Genomic DNA, 26,177 nt, shown 5'->3' on the forward strand with positions numbered 1-26,177 from the left:
GCTCTTACGCATGATCGTGTTCATGATCAAAGCTCCTTCGGGGGTGATGACCCACCGGGGGTGTGGGTCAGCGCCACGAACCGGCGCTTCGAAAGGGGGGAAAGTCTGAGACCGGCAAACCCGCCAACCACAGGGGGATTCGGTTTCACGGGGGGCCGGGGGAAGTCCAGGCGGTCGGGCGAAGCCGGGGGGCTTCACACGCCGGGACCGGGTTCAACGACCAGCCGGCCGTCATCATTCCCGGGTTTTGCCAGGGCCCTTCCGGGCTCGCCTGGCCGTGGCCGGGACCGTGTTCAACGACGGGCGGGCCGTCATCGTTCCCGGGGGCCTAGCCTCACCGGACCGGCCGTCTTGATCTGCCGTCGCGGCGGGCTGCTACCCCGACCGTCAGGGGTGTTCAACGCCCCCGGCCCGGCCACCATTCCGGCCCCGGGATGCCACCGGTCACACCCCCAACCCCCACCAAACCACCCAACCACCCCACCCGCAGCCCGGCACCCCCCGAACGCAAACCGGACACCACGCCCAGCCACCCCCACACCCCGCCCATGGTCAACTCGACATCCATGAAGTCGGGGCATCCACGCGTCCCGGACACCCCGACATCAAAGAACCCGAGTCGATCAACCTGCTCGGGGCCACCACCAAGACCCCAGCCCGAGGCAATCAACCCACCCAGAGGCCACCACCCGACCCAACCCGACTCGATCGACCCCTGAGGCCCGACACGGCCTCTGGGCCAGCCGAGCCGATCAACCAGCCGAGAGATCGGCGGCGAAACCCGACCGACCACGGCGCAAACGCCAGACCACCCAACCGCAGCCGGTGGCCGCCACCCACGAACCGGCCACACACCCAGCCCCCCACACCCAGCGCATGGTCAACTCGACCTCCATGAAGTCGGGGCATCGGCACGCCTCGGACACCGCGACATTAAGGAACCCGAGTCGATCAACGGCCCGCGGCTACCGACACCGCTCCGACCCGGGACGATCAACCCTCCGAAGGCCCGACACGACCCTCCGGAACCATCCGGGCCAACCAGCCAGCCCGGAGACCGGCGCCGATCCCAGAACTAACCACCACGCAACCGCCCGACCACCCAACCGCCCCGACACCCAACCGCAGCCAGTGGCCGCCAGCCCCACGAGCCGGACACGACACCCGCCCCCACCCGACCCATGGTCAACTCGACTTCCATGAAGTCGGGGCATCCACGCGTGCCGGACACCCCGACATCAAGGAACCCGAGTCGATCAACCCACCCAGAGGCCACCCACTGTCCCAACCCGACTCGATCGACCACCCAGGCCAGCCACCCGGCCCCAACCCAGCCGTTCACCATCTGGGCCGCCCGCACGGCGCCAACCCGACCCGATCAACCACCCAAGCCACCCGCGCGGCCCCAACCGATCCGATCAACCACCCAAGCCACCCGCGCGGGCCTCAAGCCGACGAGAGCAACCACCCAGGCCATCCCACTCGACCCGACGAGATCAACCATCCAGGCGGCTGACCCAGCCCTTGGCCCCGAGTCGATCAGCCCTCCGCGGCCCGACACCACCCTCTGCACCATCCGAGCCGCTCAACCAGCCAAAGAGGCCAGCAGCGAAACCGGACCGACCACGAAGCGGGCGGCCGCCCACGCAACTGCACCCGGTGGCCGCCCACGCAACTGCACCCGGTGGCCGCCCACGAACCGGACCGGAACGCCCCACCCACCCATGGTCAACTCGACCTCCATGAAGTCGGGGCATCCGAGCGTGCCGGACACCCCGACATCAAGGAAGTTGAGTCGATCACCCGCCGGACCGTCGCCCGAACACAGAGCCGCACCCAGACCGTCACCTCGAACCGATCCCGCCCGTAGCGGCGGGGGCGCGTGGCGCGGGACAGACGGCTGACGGTGGAGCCCGGCCCGCAGGCTCCACCGTCAGGCCACCGGGTCAGTCGACCGGCTCCGGCGTCATCGTCCGGCGCAGTTCCCGCTTGAGCACCTTGTGGCTGGGGCCGATCGGCAGGGCGTCGACGTAGCGCACCTGGCGGGGGTACTTGTGCCGGCCGAGGTGCTCCCGCGCCCAGTCGATCAACTCCTGTTCGCTCGGCACGTCCGTCGCCGGGCGGGGTACCACCACCGCGCAGACCTCCTCCCCGTGGCGCGGGTCGGGCAGGCCGATCACCGCGACCTGGCCGACGGCCGGGTGGCGGGCCAGGGCCTCCTCGACCTCTCTGGGGTACACGTTGAAGCCACCCCGGATGATCATGTCCTTCTTCCGGTCGACGATGGTGACGAACCCGTCGGCGTCCTTGTGGCCCAGGTCGCCGCTGCGGAACCAGCCGTCGACCACGGCCTCCGCGGTCGCCTCGGGTCGCCCGAGGTAGCCGGCGAAGACGTTGTGGCCCCGGATGACGATCTCGCCGAGCTCGCCGGCGGGCAGCAGCTCGATCCGGTCGTCGACCTCGGCGCGGGCGATCTCCACCTCCACGCCCCAGACGGGGTGGCCGACGGTGCCGGCGCGGGTGCCGAAGTGCGGCTGGTTGGTGGTGGCCGTGGGCGACGTCTCCGACAGGCCGTACCCCTCGAAGACGGTCGTGTCGAACGCGGCGTGGAAGCGTTCCAGGACGGCGACCGGCAACGACGCCCCGCCGGAGACGCAGAGCCGCAGCCGGGGCAGGTCGTCCCGGCCCCGGGCGGCCTCCAGGAGCGCCACGTACATGGTCGGTACACCGTGGAAGACGTTCACCCGCTCACGCAGCATCAGGTCGATCGCGTCCGGACCGGTGAAGCGCGCGAGCAGCACCAGGGTCGCCCCGATGCGGAACGTGCCGTTCATCGCCACGGTCTGGCCGAAGCTGTGGAACAGCGGCAGGCAGCCGAGCACCACGTCGTCGCCGCGCGCGTCGTTGGCGTCGAACACGTTGACCGTGGCGTTGAGGACGAGGTTGAGGTGGGTGAGCAGGGCACCCTTCGGCACCCCGGTCGTGCCGCTGGTGTAGAGCACCACCGCGGCGTCCTCCGCCTCGCGGGTCAGGTACGACGGCAGCGGCGGCACCGCCTCGCTCACGTCCTCCAGGCGGGCCGCCTCGACGCCGGGCGCGGCCGGGCCGACGGTCACCAGCCGTACCCCGGCGGCGGCCGCGGCCGCCGCACCCAGGGCGAGCTGGGAGGTGTGGCAGACCAGCACCTTCGACCCGCTGTCGCGCAGCACGTGCGTGGCCTCGTCCGGGGTGAGCAGCAGGTGCACCGGCACCAGCACCGCGCCCGCGGCGAGCGCGCCGTAGTAGACGCGCGGGAAGTCGACCACGTTCGGGGCGAGCAGGGCCACCGCGTCGCCGGGGGCGACGCCCAGTTCCCGCAGCCCGGCGGCGTAGCTGCGCGCCTCCAGCCACAGCTCGGCGTACGTCACCCGGGCCTCGCCGTCGACCACGGCGACGGTGTCGGCATGCCGACGGGCCGATTCGGCGAGCACCATGGCGAGCGAGAGGGCGGTCACCGGGCCACCTCCCGGTAGAGGCGGCTGACCGTCTCGGCGACGCAGACCGGTTTACCGCCCGCGTCGGTTTCGACGGTGACCACGTTGACCATCTGCACCCCGCCGTCCACCTCGGACACCTCGGCGATGGTGGCGCTGGCTCGTACGGAGCTGCCGACCCGCACCGGGGCGGGAAACCGCACCCGGTTGAGTCCGTAGTTGATGCCCATCCCGACGCCCCGCACCCGGTAGAGTGCGCCGGCCAGCGCGGGCAGCAGCGACAGGGTGAGGTAGCCGTGGGCGACGGTGCCGCCGAACGGACCGGTCGCGGCCCGCTCCGGGTCGACGTGGATCCACTGGTGGTCGTCGGTGGCGTCAGCGAACAGGTCGACGCGCTTCTGGTCGATCGGCTGCCACGGGCCGGGACCGAGGGTCTCGCCGACCGCCGTGGCCAGGTCGTCGATGGAGTCGAAGGTCCTCATGCCAGCTGCCCTCCCAGCTTCGTGTAGCCGCGCAGCAGGTCGCGGGAGATGATCAGCCGCTGCATCTCGTCGGTGCCCTCGAAGATCCGGTACAGCCGGACCTGCCGGTACCACCGCTCGATGGGCAGTTCGCGGGTGTAGCCCATGCCGCCGTGGATCTGCATGACGCGGTCCACCACGCGGTTGACCATGCCGGCGCCGTAGAGCTTCGCCATCGAGGAGGCATGCCGCGGGTCCAGGCCCTGGTCGACCGTCCACGCCGCCCGCAGGATGAGCAGGCGGGCCGCCTCCAGCTCCGTCTCCGAGTCGGCGATCATCCACTGGATCGCCTGGTTCTCGCCGATCGGGCGGCCGAACGTCTCGCGCGTGTTGGCGTACGCGATCGCCATCCCCAGTGCCCGTTCGGCGATGCCCACCGCGTGCGACGGGATCGTGTAGCGGCCCTTGCCGATCCACTCCATGCCGAGCGTGAAGCCCTGCCCCGGCTCACCGAGGATGTTGCGGTCGGGCACCCGCACGTCGTCGAAGACCAGCGACGCCGGGCCGCCCTCCCCCATCGTCTGGATGAACTCGGAGCGCCAGCCCATCTCCCGGTCCACCAGGAACGCGGTGGCCCCGCCACGACGGGCGCCCTTCTCCGGGTCGGTCACCGCGATGACGATGGCGAAGTCGGCCTCGTTGCCGCCCGTGATGAACGTCTTCTCGCCGTTGAGCACCCAGTCGCCGCCGTCCCGCCGGGCGCTGAGTTTGATGTTGGCCGCGTCCGAGCCGGCGCCGGGTTCGGTGATCGCGAAGCAGCTGAACCGCTCCCCCTCGATGGTGGGCAGCAGGAACTCCCGCTTCTGCTCCTCGTTGCAGTAGAAGAGGATGTTGTCCGCCTCGCCGCCGAAGCGGAACGGCACGAACGAGCGGCCGATCTCGGTCCAGATCAGTGACTGGGTGACGGCCGGCAGGTCCATCCCGCCGTACTCCTCGGGTGTCGCGAGGCCCCAGAAGCCGAACTTGCGCGCCTTGAGCTGCAGCTCGCGCAGCTCGCCGCGCTCGAGCCCGGGCTGGTGTGCCCGCTCCCGCCGCAGCAGCTCCTGCTCCAGCGGCACGACCTCCCGGGCGATGAAGTCGCGGGCCGTGTCGCGGATGGCCCGCTGCTCGTCGGATAGCGCGAAGTCCATGGTTCCTCCGGGGGTGGTGGGGTGGGTGTACGCGTGCCTGTGCGCGTTCAGAAGGCGTTCACACCGGTGAGCGCGCGGCCGATGAGCAGTTGCTGGATCTGGCTGGTGCCCTCGTAGAGGGTGGCGACGCGGGCGTCGCGCAGGTACTTGCCGACCGGGTACTCGTCGATGTAGCCGTACCCACCGAACACCTGCACGGCGTTGTTGGCGGCGCGTACGGCGGCCTCGCTGGCGAAGAGCTTGGCCATGGACACCTCGGTGTCGAACGGCTGCCCGCGGTCGATGAGGTCGGCCACCTGCCAGACGAGCAGCCGGGCGGCGGCGGTGTCGACCGCGATGGCGGCGAGCAGTTGCTGCACCAGTTGGTGCCCGGCGATTGGCTTGCCGAACTGGGTGCGTTGCCCGGCGTAGGTGACCGCCGCGTCCAGGCATCCCTGCGCGATGCCGACGCAGCCGGCGGCGACCGACATCCGTCCCTTGGCGAGGGTGCCGAGCGCGAGCCGGAATCCGGTGCCCTCGTCGCCGAGGCGGGCCGTGTCGGGTACACGTACCCCGTCGAGGCGCAGCTCCCCGGTGGCTTGCCCGCGCAGGCCCAGCTTGCCGTGGATCTCGCGGCGGTCCAGGCCGGGGCTGCCGGTGGGCACCAGGAACGCGGTGATGCCGCGGTGGCCCGGGTCGCCGGTACGGGCGAAGACCAGCGCGACGTCGGCGGTGGTGCCGTTGGTGATGAACGTCTTCGTGCCGGTGAGCAGCCAGTCGTCGCCGTCGCGTACGGCGCGGGTGGCGAGCGCGGCGGCGTCGGACCCGCTGTCCGGTTCGGTCAGGGCGAAACAACCGAGAGCGGCACCGGAGCAGAGCTCGGGCAGCCAGCGTGCCCGCTGCTCGGCGGTGCCGTGCGCGGCGATCGACTTGGCCACCAGGCCGAGCGACACGGAGACGATGCCTCGCACGGCGGAGTCGCCGCGACCCAGTTCCTCCAGCACCAGGCAGTACGACAGATGGTCGCCGCCGGAGCCGCCGTCGGCCTCGGGGATGGTCAGGCCGAGGAAGCCGAGTTCGCCGAGGAGTCCCACGATCGCGGGGTCGACCGCCTCGCGCCGGTCCCACTCCGCCGCGTGAGGTCGCACCTCGCGGTCGACGAACTCGGCGGCGAGCCGGCGGACCGCCGCCTGCTCGGCGGAGAGACGCAGGTCCATGAGGCTTAAACTAGCGCTGCAAGTTAAATTCCGTCCAGACCCGGTTGTGGCAGAGTCTCCGGCGGACCGCCGGAGAGCCGGCGACCCGCACCCGGCCGGCTGCCCACCCGGTGAACCGAGCGAATGAGGAGAACGGCATGCCCCGGCCCCGGCAGGCGCTGCTCAGCCGGCAGCGGATCATCGAGGCCGCCGCCGCGCTGGTCGACGCCGAGGGGCTGGAGGCCTTCTCCACCCGCCGGCTCGCCGCCGAACTCGGCGTACGCGGGCCGTCGCTCTACAACCACTTCGCCACGAAGGACGAGATCCTGGACGCGGTCGCGGACAGCATCACGTCGCAGGTGAACGTGTCGTTCTTCGGGAAGGTCGACTGGCGGGAGGCGCTGCGCCGCTGGGGTCTGTCCTACCGGGCCGCGCTGGCCGCACACCCGAACATCGTGCCGTACCTGGCCCGCGGGCCGGGACGCCGTCCGGCCGCGCTCGCCATGGCCGACGCGGTGTACGGCGGGCTCGTCGACGCCGGCTGGCCGCCGGCCCGGGCCACCCACATCGGCGCGCTGATGCGGTACTTCGTGGCGGGCTCGGCGCTCGGCTCGTTCGCCCGTGGCTTCGTCGAGGACCCGGGCCTGTACGCGGAGCAGTATCCGCACCTCACCCAGGCGCACCGGCTCCCGGAGCACCAGCAGCAGGTGGACGAGGGCGCGTTCACCCTCGGCCTGGACGCGCTCATCGACGGCCTTTCCCGCACGTACGAGCGCCAGGTCGGGCCGCTACCGCCCCTCCCGCCGGCCGCCGGCGCGTACTAGGGTCGAGCCAAACTTGCACCGCTAGTTTTGGCGACGCACGTGAGGGGCGCGATGGAACTCGCACGGACCGACTTCTATCTCGACGGCCGTTGGGTCACCTCCTCCGACGGGGAGACCCTCCCGGTGCACAACCCCACCACCGAGGAGGTCATCGCGACCGTGCCGGCCGGCAGGGCCGCCGATGTGGACCGGGCCGTGGCCGCCGCCAGGGCCGCCTTCGACGGGTGGGCCGCGACTCCGCCGGCGCAGCGCGCGGCGCACCTCGACCGGCTGCACGCCCTGCTCTCCACCAGGGCCGACGAGATCGCCCGCACCGTGGCGCTGGAGTTGGGCACGCCGCTGAAGGTGGCCTCCCGGATCCAGACCGGTCTGCCCCTCACCGTGCTGCACAGCTACGTCGAACTGGCCGCCCACTTCCCGGCCGACGAGACGGTAGGCAACTCGACAGTGGTCCGGGAGCCAATCGGCGTGGTCGGCGCGATCACCCCGTGGAACTACCCGCTGCACCAGGTGATGGCGAAGCTCGCCCCGGCGCTCGCGGCCGGCTGCACGGTCGTGCTCAAGCCGTCCGAACTGACCCCGCTCGTGACGTACCTGCTCTTCGACGCGATCCACGAGGCCGGCTTCCCGCCGGGCGTGGTCAACCTCGTCACCGGCACCGGCCCGGTGGTCGGCGAGGCCCTTGCCGCCCACCCCGACGTGGGCATGGTCTCCTTCACCGGCTCCACCGCCACCGGCCGCCGGATCTCGCACCTCGCCGCGGACCGGATCGCGCGGGTGGCGCTCGAACTCGGCGGCAAGTCGGCGAACGTGATCCTCGACGACGCCGACCTGGTGGCCGCCGTGAAGGTCGGCGTGGGCAACGCGTTCCTCAACTCCGGGCAGACCTGCACCGCCTGGACCCGGATGCTCGTGCACCGGTCCCGCTACGACGAGGCGGTGGAGCTGGCCGGCAAGGCCGCCGCCGCCTACCGGATCGGCGACCCGTTCGATCCGGCCACCCGGCTGGGCCCGCTCGTCTCGGCAACCCAGCGGGAGCGGGTGCTCGACCACGTCGCCCGTGGCCTGGCCGACGGCGGCAGGCTGGTCAGCGGCGGCCCGGACGCCCCGGTGCCCGAGCGCGGCTGGTTCGTGGCGCCCACCGTCATCGCCGACGTCGACCCGGACAGCGCGCTGGCCCAGGAGGAGGTCTTCGGCCCGGTGCTCGCGCTGATTCCGGTCGACGACGAGGAGCACGCGGTGGCGGTGGCGAACAACTCCCGCTACGGCCTGGCCGGCGCGGTCTGGTCCGCCGACGAGGAGCGGGCGGTCCGGGTGGCCCGGCGGATGCGGACCGGCGCGGTGGACATCAACGGCGCGCCGTTCAACCCGCTCGCCCCGTTCGGCGGCTACAAACAGTCCGGCCTCGGGCGGGAGCTGGGCCGCGACGGGCTGGCCGAGTTCCTCCAGACGAAGGCGATCCAGCGATGAGGGCGCTCGTCGTACGCGGCGTCGGCGAGCCACCCCGGGTCGAGGAGGTCGAGCTGCCCGCCCCGGGGCCGGGCGAGGTACGTGTGGCCGTCCGGGCCGCCGGGGTCTGCCACTCGGACCTGTCCATGGTGAACGGAACGGTGACCGCGCCGTACCCGCTCGCGCTCGGCCACGAGGCGGCCGGCGTGGTGACCGAGGTCGGCACGGGCGTCACCCGGGTGACGTCCGGCGAGCACGTGGTGCTCAACTGGGCGCCGCCGTGCCGGCGGTGCTGGTACTGCGGACGCGCCGAGCCGTGGCTCTGCGAACAGGGTGGGGTGCCCGCGGTGGCCCGGGGCCGTACGGCCGCCGGAGAGCCGCTGCACGTCACGCTCGGCCTCGGCGCGCTCGCCGAGGAGGTGGTGGTGCCCGAGACCGCGGTGATCCCGGTCCCCGCCGAGCTGCCGTTCGAGGCCGCCGCGCTGCTCGGCTGCGCCGTGCTCACCGGGGTCGGCGCGGTCCGCCGTACCGCCGCGGTGGCGCCCGGGGAGTCGGTCGTCGTGATCGGTCTCGGCGGGGTGGGCCTGTCGGTCGTCGGCGCCGCCCGCGCCGCCGGAGCCGGACCGGTGCTCGCCGTCGACGTGTCGCCCACCAAGGCGAAGCTCGCGCTCGCTGCCGGGGCGAGCGAGTTCCTGCTCTCCGACGACACACTCAGTCGGGCCGTACGCGAACGCACCGGCCGACGAGGCGTCGACCACGCCTTCGAGTGCGTCGGCCGGGGCGACACCATCCGTGCCGCGTGGCGGGCCACCCGCCGGGGCGGCACGGTGACCGTGGTGGGCATGGGCGCCAAGGACGACGTGGTGCCGCTCAGCGCGCTGGAGATCTTCCACTCGGCCCGCACGCTGCGCTCCTCCGTCTACGGCTCGTCCGATCCGGACCGGGACGTGCCCGCGCTGGCCCGGTCGGTGCTCGACGGCACCCTGGACCTCGCCCCGCTGATCACCGACCGGACCGACCTGGACGGTGCCGCCGCCGCCTTCGACCGGATGGCCCGGGGCGAGGGGGCTCGCACCGTCGTCGTCCCCTGAGCCGGCCCGCGTCGGCCGGACCGCCCGCCCGACGCGGCGTCGCGCCGGTGGCGGCCGACGGCGCTAGCCGGGCCGGCAACGTCGGACGGCGCTAGGCGGGCCGGCGGAGCAGTGCGAAGCGGCCGAAGGCGGTAGCGGCCAGTCGTACCAGTTCGAACCCGGCGGCCTGAGCCTCGGCGACCAGTTGCTCGGCGGGCCGGCCGAACGGCACCTCCCAGCCCTGGTAGACGAGCCGCCGCAAGGCGTATGCGGACCGGCCGGCGTCCTGCGGCTCTCGCTCCATCTCCTGCACCAACAGCAGTCCACCGGGCTTGAGCGCACGTCGGATCATGCCGAGCGTCGCGGCCCGGGTCGGCTCGGGGAAGAACGGCTGGGCCCAGAACGCGCCGACGAACGCATCCTGCTCGTCGTAGTCCCGGGCATCCATGCACCTGACGTCCACCCGGTCGGTCACCCCGAGAGCCTCGGCTCGGCGTACCGTCTCGGCCGCAACCGTGGGCACCAGTTCGATCGCCACCGCCCGCATCTCGGGCAACATCGTGGCCATGGTCAGTGTCGTTCCGGCGACGCCGCAGCCGACGTCCAGCCACCGCCCGCTGCGTATCGCCTCGACAGCCTCGGGCAGCTCGGCGAGGAGCTGCGCGTACAGCTCCCGGGCGATCCGGGTGGTCCGTCCGCCGAAGGCGCGGGCGATGACCAGCGCGTAGGTCTCGCTCGACGGCACCGGGCCGGGCTTCTCCACCGCCGCGCGGACCAGCCGGGACATCATCGTGGCGCGATCCAGCACGTCGCTCAGCGTGACCCAGGCGTCGTCGGCGTCGAGCGCCTCGAACGGCGGGCTCAGCCGCACACTCCCATCCTGCTGCTCGATGACGCCGTGCTCCTCCAACACGGCCAGCACGTCCCCCAACCGGGTCGGCGAGAATCCCGAGAAGACAGCCAATGCATCGAGGTCGCGCGGCTCGGCGAGAAAGCGCATCCACCCTTGTTCATGAAGTGCCGTCAGCAGCGTCAGGAATTGTGCTCCCGTGGACCAGTTCTCGATGTTCTCCTGGGCCTTTCGCGCAAGCGCGAACCGTTCCCCAGGTGGTACGTCGTGAGTCACCGCGTGCCTTTCTTGCTTTTCGACCTTGCACTCTAACGGCGGCAATTGGCGGCGCAATGAATTATCGGCGTGATCCAAGGCACTCCTGAACTTGGCAATTCGGTTCGGCCTCGTCCCGGGGTCAGGCGGCTCCGGCTACGGAAGCGCCCGGGCCAGCTCCGTGCGCGACCGGACGCCGAGCCGGTGGAAGATGTTGCGCAGGTGGTGGTCGACCGTCCGGGTGGAGAGGAACATCCGGGCGGCGACCTCGCGGTTGGTCGCGCCCTCGGCGACCAGCTGCGCGATCCGCAGTTGCTGGCCGGTCAGCAGCCGCGCGGCGGCCGGGTCCGGCGCGCCGACGGACTCGCCGGCCGCACGCAGCTCGGTGGTGGCCTGGTCGGCCCAGGCCCCGGCGGCGAGCAGGGTGAACGTCTCCCAGGCGTCGTGCAGGTGGGTACGCGCGTCTCGGGGCCGGCGGGCCCGACGCAGCTCCCGGCCGAACAGCAGCGCGGTACGGGCCCGCTCGAAGGCGCCGGTGTCGACCGGGTGCAGCCGCAGCGCGGCGCCGAACCGCTCCTCGGCCTCGTCGCTGCCGCGCGGGGCGAGCAGCGCGTGGCAGCGGGCCGACAGGGCGCGCCTCGACGGGCTGGCCGTGCTGCTGGCCCATCTGTCGAAGAGCGCGAGGGCGGCGACGGCGACCGGTCGGTGCGACAGCTGGGCGGCCTCCACCAGGTGAGGGGTGGCCATCACCTGGACCAGCACCTGACCGCGCCCGGTGCCCGGGTGGGCGAGCGCGGCGAGGCGGGCGGCGGCCGGGGCGTGCCGACCGTCGGTCAGGTCGAGCACCGCGACGGCCCACTGCGCAAGCGCCCAGGGTCGGCTGTACGGTGCCGGCCCGTCGCCGATCTCGCCGAGCCGGCGCAGGCAGCCGTCCCGGTCGGCGCGTACGGCGGCGAGCACCGCGAGCATTCCCAGGTGGACCGCCGCCACGTTGGCCTGGCCGGTGGCGCGGGCGATCCGCAGCCCCTCCCGCGAGCTCTCCGCCGCCGCCTCGTGCCGGCCCAGCCAGTACTCGGCGATCGCCCGCAGCTCCAGGGCGCGTGGCAGCGCCGAGAGTTCGTTCCGCTCCCGGGCCAGCTCGACGGCCCGCTCGGCTAGGCGGTGCGCCGCGCCGTCCACCGCCACCAGCAGGCCCGCGGACGCCGCCCAGCACAGTGCGGCCGGGGTACACGCCGGTCCGGTGAGCTGGCCGCCGAGCACGACGACGCGGCGGAGCGCGGGTCCGGCCTGCTCCAGGTCGCCGCGGAGCGTGGCGGCCACCCCGGCGAGGTAGGTGCTGGTCAGCTCGACCTCGGGTGGTTCGCCGGGCCGGGCGAGCGCGCGCCCTCGCCGGGCGAGGTCGGCGTAACGGTACTGCTCGCCGGAGAAGCAGAGCGCCTCACCGGCCCGGGCCAGCGCCGCCAGCGCCAGCGGTCGGTCGGTGCGGGCGAGCCGGTCCGCGGCGGCCAGCAGCGCGCGCACGGCGGCGGGCGTACGGCCGCAGCGCAGCTCGACCTCGCCGCGCAGCAGGTCGGCCCGCCCGCTGGCGCAGGGCGGAACCGGGCCCGGGGGAAGGCCGGTTCCGACCGGCTCGGCCGGGACGGTACGGGCCGGCGCGACCGGTTCGACCGGAAGACCGCTCAGCAGCAGCCGCGCCCGCCGGGTCTCACCGGCGGACCAGGCGTACCGGGCCGCGCCCACCCGCCGCTCGGCGACGCGGCCGGCGTCGTCGCTGAGTTCGGCGGCCCGCTCCAACGCGACCGACGCCCGAGCGCCGCCGACGGTCAGCGCCGCCGCCTCCAGCTCTGCGGCGAGCGCGGGGTCGGGGCCGGCCGCGGCCGCCGCGAGGTGCAGCGCCCGGTCCAGCCGATGCCCCGGATCGTCGAGCACGCCGGCGAGGCGCAGGTGCGCCGCCCGGCGTTCGGCGATCGGCGCGGCGGCCACGATCACCGCCCGGGCGACCGGGTGGGGAAACGTGACCCGGTGTGCCTCCACCCGGACCAGCCCGGCCCGCTCGGCCGGGGCGAGCGCGGCGATCGAGGCGCCGCCGACCCGGGCCGCGCGGACCAGTGCGTCCGGTGCCCCGTCCTCGTCGAGCGCGGCGAACAGCAGCACCCGGCGGGTGTGGTGCGGCAGCTGGTCCAGCCGGGCTCGGTAGGCGCGACCCAGCGCGCCGTCGGCCGGTGGGGCCACCGGCGGTGGCTCCTCGCCCCGGCAGTGCGCCGTGGTGAGCACCCCGGCCAGGTCGACCAAGGCCTGCGGGTTGCCTCGGGCGGCCGCGGCGAGCGCCGCGGTCACCGGCGCGACGGGCGGCTCGGGCAGTCGGTCGGCGAGGAGAGCGGCACTGTCCCGCTCGTCGAGGGGGCGCAGCCGATAGGTCGGCAGCCCGCCGGGGGGCGCGGACGTCGCGGTGAGCACGACAGCGACCGGCATCCGCCCCAGCCGCCGGGCCACGAAGGCGAGGATCTCGGCGGTCGGCCGGTCACCCCGGTCGACGTCGTCCATCGTGCAGAGCAGCGGGCGATCTCGCGCGACGACGGCGTACAGCCGCAGGACGGCCAGGCCGAGTGCGAGCTGACGCTCGGGCGGGCAACCGGCGCCGGACAGTACCCGGCGCAGTAGGCGCGACTGTGCGGTGGGCAGTTCGCCGGCCCGGTCGAGCACCGGGTCGAGGAGGCGTTGCAGCCCGGCGTACGGCAGCGTCGCCTCCTCGGCGAGGCCGGCGGAGGCAAGGACGGCGCACGTCCCGGCGTGGTGGTGGGCGTAGTCGACGAGGGCGCTACGCCCGGAGCCCGGGTCGCCCTGAAACACGACGGCCGCCCCGCCGCCGGTCAGCCCGCCGAGCAGCCGCCGGATCGCCCGGCGTTCCTCGTCCCGGCCACGCAGCACAGTTATTTGCACTGTAGATGCAGCAACCATGCATCGAGTGTCACCTATCGATTCCCGCTTGGAAAGGGGCGGGCGACCCGGACGGACGCGCGGAGCGTCAACCCCCGACGACCTGCGCCAGCAGCGCCCGCACCGTACGCGTCATGACCGCCCGCGCCTGGTCCACGCCGAGCCCCAGACCGTCACGCAACATCGACCAGGCCGGCCACATGCTCGCCGCCACGATCGCGTCGACCACCTGCTTGCGCCCGCGGCCGGCCTGCGCCAGCTCGGTCGCGAAGAGCTGCTCGACCTCGTCGCGTACCCGCTCGATGTGCTTGAGCCGGTTGCGGTGCAGCTGCTCGGACACCGGCTCGCGCATCTGGGCGGCCCGGGCCGACGGCGCGATGAGCTGGAGCAGCCGGGCCCGCTGCCGGCAGTACGCGTCGACCCGCTTGGCCAGTGGCAACGTCGGCGAGATCGCCCGGTACGCGGCGTCCTGCCGGTGGAGCACCTCGGCGCCGCTGGCCTCGAAGAGGGTCTCCATGTCCTTGAAGTTGGTCCAGAGCGTACGCAGCGAGATGCCGGCGCGCTCGGCGATCCGCTCACCGGTCGGCCGCAGATCGCCCTCGGAGATGAGGTCGAGGTGCGCCTCGACGATGGCCGCGCGGGTGCGCTCGGAGCGCAGCGTCCGCCCGTCGACGCGGCCCGGAGCCGCCGCCCCGCTCATCCGCTCGCGCCCCCTCACCACCGCCGCGGCCCATTCGACGGCGAGTCTAGACAGGCGGTGGTCGGCGCCGCCGCCACGGGCCGCGACAGCGGTGCGACGTGGCGCGGGGCAAATACCGGCCACCGCGGCGGCGCGCCGCGACGCCGGGCGCCCCGGCGCGCGGCGGGCTCGCCCGCCACCGGCTGGCCCGACGTCGCGGCAGCGAGCGCCGCCCGCCCGCAGAGCCGACCAGAATATGCAGTCACAGTGCAGATACTAGGAGCACTGCCACGCCCTGGTCAACGACTCGACCGGCGCCAGGGCAGGCGGCCGGCGGGCGGCGGCGGGAAGCGGCGGGCGGCGAAGGCCGAGGTCGCGCCCCCTGTCAGGGCAGGGTCGAGCCCGGCCACGGCGGAGGGTCGTGCCGTGGCCGGGCTCGTCGGCCGTCGTTGCGGGGTCAGGAGCCGGTCGGCACCCCGTTCGCCGGCGGCTGGACGGGCGTCGCGGTGTACTCGTTGACCGGCCCGTCCGCCTCGTCGGTCTCGTACGCCGGGCCGAAGTAGCTCTGCACTCCCCCGCTGACCCGGGTCAGCCGCTCCCCGCCATAGCCGGAGTGGTCGTCGGCGGAGAAGCGCAGCGGGACCAGGCCCGGACCCTGGAAGCCGCCCTTGCCCACCGCCTCGAGCAGGCTCTCCCGGGTCAGGTCCTTGCCGGCGGCGAGCAGCGCCTGCACGAAGAGGTAGCCGACGGACATGCCGTAGACGACGTTGCCGTCGAACTCCGCGTTCCCGTTGTGCTCCTTGTTGATCCGGGTGAAGAGCTGGATCCACGGGTTGGCGGCGTCGTTCTGCATCGGCAGGTAGTTGCCGCCGATCATCCCCTCGAGCAGCGGTGCGGCCTCGCCGAGCTGCTTGGCCAGGGTCGGGTGGTCCCCGCCGACGTTGGAGACCACCCACTGCGGCTTGAAGCCGAGGCGGGCCGCGGTGCCGATGGACAACGCCGTGAAGCCGGGCACGGTGGCGAGGACGACCACCTGGCAACCGGCGGCCTTGAACGCGCCGATCTGCGGTGCCACGTTCGTGTTGCTGGTGACGTACGTCTGCTTGACGGCCACCGCGTCGGCGCCGAGGATCTTCTCCACCCCGGCGAGGCTGTCCCGGCCGAAGTCGTCGTCCTGGCCGAGGAAGCAGACCTTGCGTCCTGGCATGGTGGTCTTCACGTGCTGGGCGAGGATCTTGCCCTCCACCGTGTAGTCCGGGTTGAAGCCGAACGTGCCGGGATACTTGTCCGGCTGGTCCCAGCTACGGCTGCCGGAGGCGACGAAGAGGTCGGGCACCCGGTTGGTCTTGAGGAAGTCGAGCACGCCGGTGTGCGTCGGCGTTCCGAGCCCGTTGAGGATCGCGAAGACCTTGTCCTGGAGGACCAGCTGGCGCACCACTTGCTGAGTGTTCGCCGGGTTGTACCCGTCATCCATGATCTTGTAATTGATCTTGCGACCGTGCACGCCGCCGTTGGCGTTGACGTAGTCGAAGTACGCCTTCGTCGCCGGAGCGATCTTCGAGTACCCGGCAGCGGCCGGGCCGGTGAGCGGCATGTGGGTACCGACCAGGATCTCGGTGTCGGTGACACCGGGTACGTTCCCGCGGCTGGACCCGGAACCGCCGTCGCCGCCGCAGGCGGCCGTGGCGATGAGCAGAGCGATGGTGCTGGCGATCGCGAGACCGCGTCGCGCCGTACGGTGCATGGGGAACACCGACCTTTCCTCGGTGGGGGTTTCGTGGTGGGGTGGGGCGCCCGGCCCAGGGGAAGGCCGGACCGGTGGCTCAGGACCGGCCGGCCCGCCAGCGGGCGAGCAGCGCACGGCCGAACCGGGACAGCAGTCCCTGCACGCCGCCCGGCGCGGCGAGCATGACCACGACCAGGGTGATACCGAAGATCGCCAGCGGGAGGTTGCCCTCCAGCCGCTGGGCCGCCGCGGCCGAGAGCGTGAGCTGCTCGGTCACCGAGTGGCTGAGGTCGGGCAGGGCGACGAGCAGCACCGCACCCCACACCGCGCCGGCGAGCCGCCCCAGGCCACCGATCACCACGGCCATGAGCAGGAAGAGCGACAGGGTCAGCCCGAAGGCCCCCGGGGACACGCTCTGCGCCAGCACCGCGAGCAGCGCACCGCCGAGCCCGGCGGTCGCGGCGCTGACCACGAACGCGAGCACCTGGGTGCGGGCGACGTGGATCCCGGCGAGGCGGGCGGCAACCTCGTCGTCCCGCACCGCCCGGAACGTACGGCCGTACCGGCTGCGCACCAGGTTCGCCAGCAGCAGCAGCGCGAGCAGGGTGGCCGCACCGGCGATCCAGAGCTGCCACCGCTCGTACGGGAAGTACACGCCGAGCGCCAGCGGCGGCGGCTCGACCGGCACCGACAGACCCTGCTCGCCGTTGAAGACGCCGTCGAACGTGACGGTGAGGGCCGGCACCACGACCGCGACCGCGAGGGTGACGCCGGCCAGGTACGGGCCGCGCAGCCGGGCCGCGGCCACCCCGACCACGGCGCCGACCGCGACCGTGGCGACGACCGCCGCGGCCAGGGAGACGACCAGCAGAGCAGCACCGGTGACGCCCCGGTCGTAGAACGCGTTCTGGCACAACGCGACGGTGTAGGCCCCGGTGGCCATCAGTGCGCCGTGCCCGAGCGAGAGCTGGCCGTTGAGCCCGGTGAGCACGGTGAGACCGGCGGTGGCGCAGAGGTACGCCGCCACGGTGGCGAGCTGGAAGTTGCGGAACGGCTCGACGGCGTAGCTCACCCCGACCAGCAGCAGCCCGGCCACCGCCACGACGGCGAGGTGACGCAGCAGGGTGCTGCCCCGCTGGCGCTGGTCACCCGGCCCGCCGGCCGCACCGGTCGTACGCTCCCGCGGCGGCGTCCCCGCCGACGTGGCGCTCACACCCGCCTCGCCGCGACCGGGGCGAACAGACCGCCGGGACGGACCAGCAGCACCGCCAGCAGCAGCACCAGCACCGCCAGCGGGGTGAGGTCACTACCGGCGTAGCCACTCACGTAGGAGAGCAGCAGGCCGACGATGAGGCCACCCACCACCGCCCCTGGTGGACTGTCCAGCCCACCGACCACCGCCGCGGTGAACGCCGAGACGAATACCAGGTCCATCGCGTGCGGATGCAGGCCGAGCTCGGTCGGGATGACCAGCATGGCCGCCAGCGCGCCAACCCCGGACGCGAGCGCCCAGCCGAGGGTGAGCATTCCGCCCACGTTCACCCCGAGCAGGCGGGACACCTCGGGAGCGAACGCCGCGGCCCGCATCCGCAGGCCGACCGCCGTCCGGGCGAAGATCCAGGCGAGTGCGCAGACCACCACCGCGACCGCGCCGAAGACGAACAGGTCGTACGGGGAGAGCACGGCCAGCCCGCCCACGGTGAAAGCACCCCGGGAGAAGGGCGCCTCGGCGGGCCGGAACTCGCTGCCGTAGATCATCCCGAGGACAGCCTGGATCAACAGCACCAGCCCCAGCGCGACGATCACCGGGTTCAGTGGCGAGGCGTGGTCGACGTACCGCATCACGGCCCGGTCGACGATCGCGCCGAGCAGCAGCCCGGCCGCGAGCGCGACCACGAAGCCCAGCCAGTACGAGCCGGTGGTCGAGGCGACGCTGTACGCGACGTACGCGGCGGCGACAGCCATCGCGCCCTGGGCGAAGTTGACGACCCGTGCGGCCCGCCAGATCAGCACCAGCGCGAGCGCGAACGCCGCGTAGACCGCTCCCCGGGACAGGCCGTCCAGGGTGAGGAAGACGAAGCGGTCCAAAGTTGTCCCTCCCGGTGGTCAGAAACCGAGGTAGGCGTGACGGAGGTCGACGTCGTCGCGCAGGGCGGCGGCCGGCGCGGTGGTGACCACCCGCCCCAGCGACATCACCACGCCCTGGTCGGCCACGGAGAGCGCACTGCGGACGTTCTGCTCGACCAGCAACACGGTGAGCCCGGTACCGTCGCGCAACTGCCGCAGCAGGGCCATGGTGCGGGCGACCACCCGCGGCGCGAGGCCGAGTGACGGCTCGTCGAGCAGCAGCAGGCGGGGCCGGCCGACCAGCGCCCGGCCGAGCGCGAGCATCTGCCGCTCGCCCCCGGACAGCTGGTGGCCGAGGTGGCGCCGGCGCCGGGCCAGCGGCTCGAAGAGCTGGTAGACCTCATCGAGCGCACGGGCGGCATCGGCCCGGTCGCGCCGCCACAGCCCACCGAGGCGCAGGTTCTCGTCGACGCTGAGCTCGCCGATCACGCCGCGCCCCTCCGGCACGTGCGCCATGCCACGGTGCACCAGCCGCTCGACCGGGACGCCCCGCAGGTCCTCTCCGGCGAGCTCGATCCGGCCGGCCTGCGGGCGCAGCACGCCGGAGATCGTGCGGAGCAGGGTGGTCTTGCCGGCGCCGTTGGCACCGACCACCGCCGTGATGGTGCCGGCGGGGACGGTGAGATCGACGGCGTGCAGCACCGGTGCGGCGCCGTAGCCCGCCACGAGTTCACGCACCACCAGCAGGTCGCCACGTTCACTCATGCCGCCGCCTCCCTCCGGTCGGCGACGCCATGAGACACGACCACCCAGCACCAAACGATTCGCTCACCACGTTCGCTCATGCCGTGGCCTCGTCGACGGTGGCGCCGAGGTAGGCGTCGGTGACCGCGGGATCGTCGCGGACCTCGTCGGGGGTGCCGGCGGCGATCACCCGACCGAAGTCGAGCACCACCAGCTCGTCGCAGACCGACATCACCAGGTCCATGTGGTGCTCCACCAGCAGCACCGCGCACGGATCCGGGTCGCGGTGCGGCAACTGCCGGATCAGCTCCGCCAGTTCGGCGATGTCCTCCGCGCCGAGGCCACCGGCGGGCTCGTCGAGCAGGAGCAGCCGGGGCCGGGCGGCGAGCGCCCGGGCCAGGGCGACCCGCTGGCGTACGGCGAAGGGCAGCGTGCCCGGCGCGGCGTCGGCGTGTGTCGCGATGCCCAGCCGGTCGAGAACGTCGAGTGCGTCCCGGCGCAGCCGGGCCTCGTCGCGGTCGCTGCGCGGCAGCCCGAGCAGCGCCGGGAGGAAGCCGGCCCGGGCGGTGTGCGAGGCCCCGGTCATCACGTTCTCCAGGACGGTCAACCCGGCGAAGAGCCCGGTGCCCTGCAACGTCCGGGCGACACCGAGCCGGGTCAGCCGGTGCGGACGCGGCCGTAGCGGTCGGCCGTCCAACGCGATCGATCCCGACTCCGGCGTGACGAAGCCGCAGATCACGTTGAACAGCGTGGTCTTGCCGGCGCCGTTGGGGCCGATGACCCCCACCACCCGGCCGGGCGGCACCCGCAGCGAGACGTCGTCGAGGGCGGTGAGGCCGCCGAAGCGCACCCCGATGTGGTGCAGTGCGAGCCCCTCCTCCATCACCCATCCCCCGGGTCGTGGCAGGCGTTATTTACACTCGCAGTGTACTTTTCTCGGTTAGCGCGTCAATACTTTCGATGTTTCGATCCAATCGCCCATCCGGCCGGCGCGCCAGCCGCCGGACGGACGGACACGGCGGGCCTTCCGACCAGACACCCGCGCATCGACGCCGGCTCTCCCCGATCGCCCCGCTGATCATGAAGTTGTTGCCGTGACACGCCGCTGCCGAGGGCAACAACTTCATGATCGACGCGACGTGGCGGCGGATCGCCGGAGCGGGCGGGGCGGCCGTTTCGACGGCCGCCCCGCCCTGGTTGTCAGGCGCTGGGGCAGGTGTTGCGGTACTCCTCGATCGCCAGCCCGCTCGGGCCGGGGCAGAGGAACTGCTCGTAGCGGGTGTCGTTGTCGACGAACCGCTTCAGCCAGGCCACCGCCTGCCGGGCGGTCGGCGTGTTCACCGTCTGCGGGAAGAAGTGACTCTCGCCGTTGAGCTCCAGGTACGCCTTCTCCGCGGACGCCGGGATGCTGTTGTAGAACGGGATCGAGTGGCTGGCGACCGGGGCGACGCTGTCGTACTCACCACCGACGATCAGCGTGGGCACCTGGAGCGTGTTCCAGGTCTTGTCGAGGTTCCACGGGGCGAGAGGCACGGCGGCCTGTAGCGACGGCCGCGCCGCGGCCGCCTCCAGGCTGCCGCCGCCGCCCATCGAGTGACCGGCGACGGCAAGCCGGGTGCCGTCGATCCGGCTACGCACCGAACTCCGCTCGACGAGGTAGTCGAGCGCGGCGAGCAACTGCTGGCCCCGGCTTTCTGGCTGGTCGAGCCGGGTGTTGGTCTCGATGCCGATCACCACGAAACCGTGCGAGGCGATCCGCGGGCCGAGCCAGCTGATGCTGGACCAGGCGGCGGTGAAACCGGGCGAGATGGCGATCGCGCCGAACGTGCCCTGACTGGTGTCGGTCGGGTAGTAGATGACACCGCCACCGAAACCGGTGACGCTCAGCGAGGAGACGCTCTGCGACGCGGTGCTGAAGGGGCCACGGGCGGCCTCGAGCAGGGCCACGGTCGGGGCCGGACCTCGCTCGTACGGATTGTCGGCGGCCTGGGCCGGGCCGGAGGACGTGGCCAGGGCACCGCTCGCGACCAGAGCGGCGGCCATCGCGGCCCGGGCGACGCGGGACAGGACGGAACGGGGACGGGTGGTGGTGGGTACGGGCACGTCGGGCTCCCTAGCGGTGGGGGATATATCGACGTGCATAAGTCTTGAGCGCGCCCCTGCGTCGCCGCATCGGCGAAATCACCGGTCCCGCGTGGGTGACCGCCCGCCGCCGCGGGTCCGCCGGCCGAGGGAGGTGGATACGGTGTCGGTGGCCCTTACCGGTCGCGGCGTACACGGCGCGCGTCAGAGGAGGCAGACGCGGTGACGTCCAGTCCGCTTCCCCGCATCCTGCGCCGACGCGGCGAGCCCGGGTATCCGACGTTCCTGGAGCTCTTCTTCGACGTCACCTACATCTTCATGCTCTCCCGGATCGCCGCCGGGCTCGCCGATGACCTCACCGTGCGGGGCGTCGCCCAGGCCGCCGTCCTGCTGATGGCGGCCTGGTGGGTCTGGGTGCTGACGGCGTGGCTCACCGACCTGTTCAACCCGCGGCTGCCGCTCATCCAGGCGACCGTGCTGCTGGTCATGTTCGGGACCCTGGTGATGGCGATCGCGGTGCCGCAGGCGTTCGGCGAGTACGGCTGGCTCTTCGTCGCGGCGTACTTCGGCATCCATGTGGTCCGCGACGCGGTGCTCATCCCCGGCACCCGGGTGAACCGCTCGATCCAGGCCCGCAGCGTCCGGGTGTTCTTCTGGTTCATCGTCACCGCCGCACCCTGGGCGGCCGGGGCGTTCGTGGCGGGGTTGCCGCGGCTGGTTCTCTGGGGGATCGCGGTGGTGATCGACCTCGGCTCGGCCCGAATCGGCTGGCCGACGCCGAGGCTGGGGCGCACCGAGCTGGCCAGTCAGATCTTCACCGGGACGCACCTGTCGGAGCGGCATCGGCAGATCTTCCTCATCGCGCTCGGCGAGCTGATCCTCACCGTCGGGGTCGGGCTGAGCGCGAGCGACCTCGGGCCTCCCGGATACACGGCCTGCGCCGTCGCGTTCATCAGCGGGATCCTGCTCCTTGGGCTCTACTACCACCGGGTGCAGCAGCTCCTCGCTCCGCCCGGCCTCACGACGGTGGAGCGGGTACGTCCCGGAACCGCCACCTCGTACGCGCATCTGGTGATGGTGGCCGGCGTACTGCTGACCTCGTCGGCCCTCTCGCTGGTGATCGACGTGCCGCTCGGACCCGCGCCGGCCGCCTGGACGGCCGTCACTCTCGGCGGGCCGGCGCTCTTCCTGCTCGGCAGCTGCCTCTTCGACGTGGTGATGACCGGCCGGGTGCTCTGGTCGCGGGCCCTGGGCGTGGTGGCGCTCGGCGCGCTCGCGCCAGCGGCGGCCCTGCTCCCGCCGCTGGGCGTCCTCGCGGTGGCGAACCTGGTCATGCTGGTCATCCTGATCGGCGAGTCGGTGGCTCCCCGCTCCCGGCTGGTCGGAGTTCCCCACGGCTGAGCCGCCGGACGTTGACGAGGCCGGCGATCCGGGGAGACGGATGGTCAGCCGAAGGCCGGCGGGGCGGGCACGCGCGGGTGCAGCCGGGTGGCCACCAGGTTCGCCACGGCGATCAGGGCGAGGACGATCACGGCGAGCAGGGCGACGAGGACCGGCGGCAGCACCGAGGAGGCCGGCGCCGCGCCGGCCAGCAGCACCAGCCCGAGCACCCGGGATCGGGAGATCCGCCCGAACACGGTGTAGTCGAGCAGCCCGCGGCCGATCAGGAACAACGCCGGACCGCCGAGGACCACGGCGGCCCACGACGGTGGCGTGTCGCCGAACGGCCGTACCACGACGAGGTCGCTGGTCACCGCCACGCCACCGATGCCGGCCACCATCACCAGGTGGCAGACCGCGGCGGCGCGGGTGAGCAGCGCCGGGTCCGGCGACCGGGCGATCGCCTCGGTCAGCAGCTCACCCGCCCGGTAGATGTAGATCCGCCACATCAGCACCACGATGGTGAACACCACCGCCAGGGCGTAGCCGCGGTCCAGCGTGTACTCGTTCTGGCTGAACGTCGTACCGGTCGTGAGGATCGACACGCCGAACGCGACGACGACGAACTGCCGGTACCGCTCGGGCACCCGCTCGCCGCCCAACTGCCATTCCATCGACCTCGACCGGCCGAGGCCGGGCACCGGCCAACCGAGCGCGGCGGTGGTGTACTCGACGGCTGCCGCCGCCGCCCAGAGCCCAAGCCGGACCGGGCCCTCGGAGAACGCCCCCGAGATCCAACCGATGGCCGCGATGGCCTCCCAGAAGGCGATCCGGGCGGTCCGTCGCGGCATGGCCGGACTCGGGGCCACCAGCAGGAAATAGATGATCGAGCCGAAGTGGATGAAGACGTAGGTGCCGGCGAAGAGCAGGCCTCGGTCGCCGAACGCGTGGGGTGCGGCGGCAGCCATCACCAGGCCGGCCGCGGCCGTAGCGATGATGTGCGCCTGCACCGACGGGCGGGCCACCGCCGACGAGCCACCGGCCCACGTGGTCAACGCCCAGATCAAGGCGAACGCGAGCAGGAGCACCAGCCCCCGGGCCAGGCCCGTCCAGCTCAGGTTGCCGGTCAGCATCTTGGTGAGGGAGACCAGCGCGAAGACGTAGACCAGGTCGAGGAAGAGTTCCACGAAGAGCGGGCGGCCGGATTCGCCGGCCGCCCCGGCGTCGCTCTCCGCCACCGTCGTCATCGCGTGTCACCCGGCCCCACCGCACCGACCCTGCTTCCGACAGTACGGGACGGGGAAGGCTGCTCACCCCGATCATCTGCTTCTTACAGCCTGGCAGCCGTGATCTTTCATCTAGAAGTCGAACTATTGCGATGCGATGACGCCGGCTGGCATGATGACCGTCAATTCCCCTGACCGGCGAAGGAGCCATACCCATGGCGCTCACCCGTCGCACCCTGTTCGGCTCCGCGGCGGCGGGATCCGCACTCGCCGCCCTACCCGACCTGGCCGCACCCGCCCCGGCCGCCGCGGCCGGCCCACCCGGCGACGTGGTCGGCAAGATCACCGTCGGCTACCAGGGATGGTTCAGCTGCCCGGGTGACGGCGCCCCGATCGGCGGCTGGTGGCACTGGAGCCGGGACCGCTTCCAGCCCCCGTCACCGACCAACACCACGATCGTGTCCTGGCCGGACATGCGGGACTACGTCCACGGCTACCCCACCGCGTACCCCAACCTCGGCGACGGCCAGCCGGCCCGGCTCTTCTCGTCGTACGACCAGCAGACCGTCGACACCCACTTCCGCTGGATGCAGGAGCACGGCTGCGACACCGCCGCTCTGCAGCGGTTCAACCCGTTCGGCGACGAGGGGCCGACCCGCGACGCCATGGCGGTCAAGGTCCGCGGCGCCGCCGAGCGGTTCGGCCGCAAGTTCTACATCATGTACGACGTCACCGGCTGGACGTCGATGCAGTCGCAGATCAAGCAGGACTGGACGGCGAAGATGTCGGCGCACACGGCCTCACCGGCGTACGCGCACCAGAACGGCCGGCCGGTGGTGTGCGTGTGGGGGTTCGGCTTCGACGACGACGGCAGGCCGTTCCCGCCCGAGCCCTGTCTGGACGTCGTCCAGTGGTTCAAGGCGCAGGGCTGCTACGTCATCGGCGGGGTTCCCACCTACTGGCGGCAGGGCGTCAACGACTCCCGTCCGGGCTTCGGCGAGGTTTACCGCGCCTTCGACATGATCTCGCCGTGGATGGTGGGCCGCACCGGCACCCTCGACGGCCTGGACTGGTTCCACACCAACGTCAACGTGCCCGATCTGGCCGACTGCGCCGCGCACGGCATCGACTACCAGCCCTGCGTCATGCCGGGTGACCTCTCGGCCGGGCACCGGCGGCACGGCGACTTCTACTGGCGGCACCTCTACAACCTCACCCGCCTCGGCGCGCAGGGCCTCTACGTCTCGATGTTCGACGAGTTCAACGAGGGCAACCAGATCGCCAAGACCGCCGAGACGCAGGCGAGCACGCCCGCCGGGGTGGGCATCCGCGCGCTCGACGAGGACGGCACCTTCTGCTCGGCCGACTACTACCTGCGGATCACCGCCGACGGCGGGCGGATGTTCAAGGGCCAGCTCCCGCTCACCCCGGTACGCCCGACCCCGCCGGTCCCGGGAGGCGGTCAGCCGCCGGGCGGCAACCTGGCCGCCGGGCGGCCGACCTCGGCGAGCAGCCAGCACGGGCCGTACGTCGCCGGCAACGCCGTCGACGGCGACCGGGGCAGCTACTGGGAGAGCGCGAACAGCGCCTTCCCCCAGTGGTGGCAGGTCGACCTGGGCGCCGGCCACCCGGTGAACCGGCTCGTGCTCGCCCTACCCGCGGGGTGGGAGGCGCGGACCCAGACGATCTCGGTGCAGGGCAGCACCGACGGGTCGTCCTTCAGCACGCTCCTGGCCACGACCGGGCTCCGGTTCGACCCGGCCAGCGGCAACACCGCCACCGTCGCGCTCCCGGCCACCCCCGCCCGGCACGTCCGGGTCACGGTCACCGGAAACACCGCCTGGCCCGCGGCGCAGCTCTCCCAGGTCGAGGCGTACGCGGCCGGCGGCACACCCACTCCGCCCACCGCGCCCGGCGACCTCACGGTGACCGGCCGGACCGCGACCAGCGTCTCACTGGCCTGGTCCGCCGCCACCGACGCCGACGGGGTGGCCGGCTACCAGGTCCGGCAGGGCACGACGACGGTCGCGTCGGTCACCGGCACCTCGGCCACCGTCACCGGGCTGAGCCCCGCCACCGCGTACACCTTCACGGTCGTCGCGCTGGACCCGGCCGGCACCTCGTCACCGCCGTCGAACGCGGTCACGGTGACCACCGATCCGGTGGCGCAGACCGACCTGGCCCGGGGTCGACCGACCGCGCAGAGCAGCCAGACCCAGTCGTACGGGAGCGCCAACGTGGTCGACGGCGATCCGGACAGCTACTGGGAGAGTGCCAACAACGTCTTCCCCCAGTGGGTGCGGGTCGACCTCGGGGCGGCCACCGCTGTCGGCCGGATCGTGCTCCGGCTGCCTCCGGCGGCGACCTGGTCGGCCCGGACCCAGACCCTCTCGGTGCAGGGCAGCACCGACGGCGACAACTGGAGCGACATCGTCGCCTCCGGCGGCCGGCTCTTCGACCCGGCCACCGGCAACCGGGTGACGTTGAGCTTCCCCGTCACCGCGACCCGGTACGTGCGTATCCACCTCACCGGCAACACCGGCTGGCCCGCCGGGCAGCTCTCCCAGCTCGAGGTCTACGCCGCCTGAC

Annotated in this window: 19 protein-coding genes; 5 read left to right on the forward strand and 14 right to left on the reverse strand. The window is 72.7% G+C overall.

All coding sequences use genetic code 11. The features are described from left to right. Positions 1-1,946 precede the first annotated feature (1,946 nt). Genes AB0F98_RS11480 through AB0F98_RS11495 form a run of 4 tightly spaced genes read right to left on the reverse strand, consistent with a single transcriptional unit; the run spans position 1,947 to position 6,320 of the window. Positions 1,947-3,494: a long-chain fatty acid--CoA ligase gene (locus AB0F98_RS11480; RefSeq protein ID WP_357732530.1), complete on the reverse strand. Its 1,548-nt coding sequence runs from the start codon at positions 3,492-3,494 to the stop codon at positions 1,947-1,949. Continuing rightward, positions 3,491-3,955 carry a MaoC family dehydratase gene (locus AB0F98_RS11485; RefSeq protein ID WP_357732533.1) on the reverse strand — a complete coding sequence of 155 codons (465 nt, stop codon included), beginning with the start codon at positions 3,953-3,955 and terminating at the stop codon, positions 3,491-3,493. The genes AB0F98_RS11480 and AB0F98_RS11485 overlap by 4 nt, the downstream gene beginning before the upstream one ends. Continuing rightward, entirely contained in the window at positions 3,952-5,124 is a 1,173-nt protein-coding gene (locus AB0F98_RS11490) for an acyl-CoA dehydrogenase family protein (protein WP_357732536.1), read from the reverse strand. The genes AB0F98_RS11485 and AB0F98_RS11490 overlap by 4 nt, the downstream gene beginning before the upstream one ends. A 47-nt stretch (positions 5,125-5,171) precedes the next feature. After that, positions 5,172-6,320 carry an acyl-CoA dehydrogenase family protein gene (locus tag AB0F98_RS11495; protein ID WP_357732539.1) on the reverse strand — a complete coding sequence of 383 codons (1,149 nt, stop codon included), beginning with the start codon at positions 6,318-6,320 and terminating at the stop codon, positions 5,172-5,174. Between the two features lie 137 nt (positions 6,321-6,457). Here AB0F98_RS11495 and AB0F98_RS11500 point away from each other — a divergent pair, with 137 nt between their 5' ends. From AB0F98_RS11500 to AB0F98_RS11510, 3 genes are read left to right on the forward strand one after another with little or no spacing between them, the layout of a single operon-like run. Continuing rightward, a complete protein-coding gene (locus AB0F98_RS11500; protein ID WP_357732542.1) occupies positions 6,458-7,123 on the forward strand; it encodes a TetR/AcrR family transcriptional regulator C-terminal domain-containing protein in 666 nt (221 codons plus the stop codon). A gap of 51 nt (positions 7,124-7,174) precedes the next feature. Beyond that, positions 7,175-8,593 (forward strand): aldehyde dehydrogenase family protein, encoded by a 1,419-nt coding sequence (locus AB0F98_RS11505; protein WP_357732545.1) that lies wholly within the window; start codon positions 7,175-7,177, stop codon positions 8,591-8,593. Then, positions 8,590-9,663, forward strand: coding sequence for an alcohol dehydrogenase catalytic domain-containing protein (locus AB0F98_RS11510; protein WP_357732548.1), 1,074 nt, complete (start codon positions 8,590-8,592; stop codon positions 9,661-9,663). Before AB0F98_RS11505 ends, AB0F98_RS11510 begins: the two co-directional genes overlap by 4 nt. 91 nt (positions 9,664-9,754) lie before the next feature. Here the strand turns inward: AB0F98_RS11510 and AB0F98_RS11515 are convergent, their stop codons facing one another. The 9 genes from AB0F98_RS11515 to AB0F98_RS11555 all read right to left on the reverse strand — a co-directional run bounded on the left by AB0F98_RS11515 (position 9,755) and on the right by AB0F98_RS11555 (position 20,943). Then, the gene (locus AB0F98_RS11515; RefSeq protein WP_357732550.1) at positions 9,755-10,642 is read right to left on the reverse strand and encodes a class I SAM-dependent methyltransferase; all 888 of its coding nucleotides are present in this window, start codon (positions 10,640-10,642) and stop codon (positions 9,755-9,757) included. Between the two features lie 261 nt (positions 10,643-10,903). Then, positions 10,904-13,705: a LuxR C-terminal-related transcriptional regulator gene (locus AB0F98_RS11520; protein ID WP_357732553.1), complete on the reverse strand. Its 2,802-nt coding sequence runs from the start codon at positions 13,703-13,705 to the stop codon at positions 10,904-10,906. 67 nt (positions 13,706-13,772) lie between these two features. After that, positions 13,773-14,384: a TetR/AcrR family transcriptional regulator gene (locus AB0F98_RS11525; protein WP_357732556.1), complete on the reverse strand. Its 612-nt coding sequence runs from the start codon at positions 14,382-14,384 to the stop codon at positions 13,773-13,775. Between the two features lie 436 nt (positions 14,385-14,820). Beyond that, entirely contained in the window at positions 14,821-16,107 is a 1,287-nt protein-coding gene (locus AB0F98_RS11530) for an ABC transporter substrate-binding protein (RefSeq protein ID WP_357733538.1), read from the reverse strand. A 79-nt stretch (positions 16,108-16,186) separates the two neighbouring features. After that, complete coding sequence (locus tag AB0F98_RS11535; protein ID WP_357733542.1) at positions 16,187-17,191, reverse strand: branched-chain amino acid ABC transporter permease; 1,005 nt, start codon at positions 17,189-17,191, stop codon at positions 16,187-16,189. Positions 17,192-17,298: 107 nt separating this feature from the next. After that, positions 17,299-18,177 carry a branched-chain amino acid ABC transporter permease gene (locus AB0F98_RS11540; RefSeq protein WP_357732559.1) on the reverse strand — a complete coding sequence of 293 codons (879 nt, stop codon included), beginning with the start codon at positions 18,175-18,177 and terminating at the stop codon, positions 17,299-17,301. Positions 18,178-18,195: 18 nt separating this feature from the next. Next, on the reverse strand, positions 18,196-18,921 hold the full coding sequence (locus tag AB0F98_RS11545; RefSeq protein ID WP_357732562.1) for an ABC transporter ATP-binding protein: 726 nt from the start codon (positions 18,919-18,921) through the stop codon (positions 18,196-18,198). 76 nt (positions 18,922-18,997) lie between these two features. Then, entirely contained in the window at positions 18,998-19,783 is a 786-nt protein-coding gene (locus tag AB0F98_RS11550) for an ABC transporter ATP-binding protein (RefSeq protein ID WP_357732565.1), read from the reverse strand. 317 nt (positions 19,784-20,100) lie between these two features. Continuing rightward, positions 20,101-20,943: an alpha/beta hydrolase gene (locus tag AB0F98_RS11555; RefSeq protein WP_357733545.1), complete on the reverse strand. Its 843-nt coding sequence runs from the start codon at positions 20,941-20,943 to the stop codon at positions 20,101-20,103. Between the two features lie 261 nt (positions 20,944-21,204). On the opposite strand from AB0F98_RS11555, the gene AB0F98_RS11560 reads away from it, so the two are divergent. After that, entirely contained in the window at positions 21,205-22,383 is a 1,179-nt protein-coding gene (locus AB0F98_RS11560) for a low temperature requirement protein A (protein WP_357732569.1), read from the forward strand. Between the two features lie 44 nt (positions 22,384-22,427). Here AB0F98_RS11560 and AB0F98_RS11565 read toward each other — a convergent pair whose 3' ends face one another. Further along, positions 22,428-23,609: a low temperature requirement protein A gene (locus AB0F98_RS11565; protein ID WP_357732572.1), complete on the reverse strand. Its 1,182-nt coding sequence runs from the start codon at positions 23,607-23,609 to the stop codon at positions 22,428-22,430. A gap of 194 nt (positions 23,610-23,803) precedes the next feature. On the opposite strand from AB0F98_RS11565, the gene AB0F98_RS11570 reads away from it, so the two are divergent. Next, positions 23,804-26,176, forward strand: a complete 2,373-nt coding sequence (locus tag AB0F98_RS11570) for a discoidin domain-containing protein (RefSeq protein ID WP_357732575.1) — start codon at positions 23,804-23,806, stop codon at positions 26,174-26,176. Position 26,177 lies beyond the last annotated feature (1 nt).

The organism is Micromonospora sp. NPDC023737, assembly GCF_040639715.1.
Classification (GTDB): domain Bacteria; phylum Actinomycetota; class Actinomycetes; order Mycobacteriales; family Micromonosporaceae; genus Micromonospora.

Excerpts from the sequence above, each read along its gene's own strand:
- AB0F98_RS11485 (WP_357732533.1), bottom strand. The coding sequence starts at position 3,955 with ATGAGGACCTTCGACTCCATCGACGACCTGGCCACGGCGGTCGGCGAG.
- AB0F98_RS11490 (WP_357732536.1), bottom strand. The coding sequence starts at position 5,124 with ATGGACTTCGCGCTATCCGACGAGCAGCGGGCCATCCGCGACACGGCC.
- AB0F98_RS11495 (WP_357732539.1), bottom strand. The coding sequence starts at position 6,320 with ATGGACCTGCGTCTCTCCGCCGAGCAGGCGGCGGTCCGCCGGCTCGCC.
- AB0F98_RS11500 (WP_357732542.1), top strand. The coding sequence starts at position 6,458 with ATGCCCCGGCCCCGGCAGGCGCTGCTCAGCCGGCAGCGGATCATCGAG.
- AB0F98_RS11505 (WP_357732545.1), top strand. The coding sequence starts at position 7,175 with ATGGAACTCGCACGGACCGACTTCTATCTCGACGGCCGTTGGGTCACC.
- AB0F98_RS11510 (WP_357732548.1), top strand. The coding sequence starts at position 8,590 with ATGAGGGCGCTCGTCGTACGCGGCGTCGGCGAGCCACCCCGGGTCGAG.
- AB0F98_RS11515 (WP_357732550.1), bottom strand. The coding sequence starts at position 10,642 with ATGCGCTTTCTCGCCGAGCCGCGCGACCTCGATGCATTGGCTGTCTTC.
- AB0F98_RS11520 (WP_357732553.1), bottom strand. The coding sequence starts at position 13,705 with ATGGTTGCTGCATCTACAGTGCAAATAACTGTGCTGCGTGGCCGGGAC.
- AB0F98_RS11525 (WP_357732556.1), bottom strand. The coding sequence starts at position 14,384 with ATGAGCGGGGCGGCGGCTCCGGGCCGCGTCGACGGGCGGACGCTGCGC.
- AB0F98_RS11530 (WP_357733538.1), bottom strand. The coding sequence starts at position 16,107 with ATGCACCGTACGGCGCGACGCGGTCTCGCGATCGCCAGCACCATCGCT.
- AB0F98_RS11545 (WP_357732562.1), bottom strand. The coding sequence starts at position 18,921 with ATGAGTGAACGTGGCGACCTGCTGGTGGTGCGTGAACTCGTGGCGGGC.
- AB0F98_RS11550 (WP_357732565.1), bottom strand. The coding sequence starts at position 19,783 with ATGGAGGAGGGGCTCGCACTGCACCACATCGGGGTGCGCTTCGGCGGC.
- AB0F98_RS11555 (WP_357733545.1), bottom strand. The coding sequence starts at position 20,943 with ATGGCCGCCGCTCTGGTCGCGAGCGGTGCCCTGGCCACGTCCTCCGGC.
- AB0F98_RS11565 (WP_357732572.1), bottom strand. The coding sequence starts at position 23,609 with ATGACGACGGTGGCGGAGAGCGACGCCGGGGCGGCCGGCGAATCCGGC.
- AB0F98_RS11570 (WP_357732575.1), top strand. The coding sequence starts at position 23,804 with ATGGCGCTCACCCGTCGCACCCTGTTCGGCTCCGCGGCGGCGGGATCC.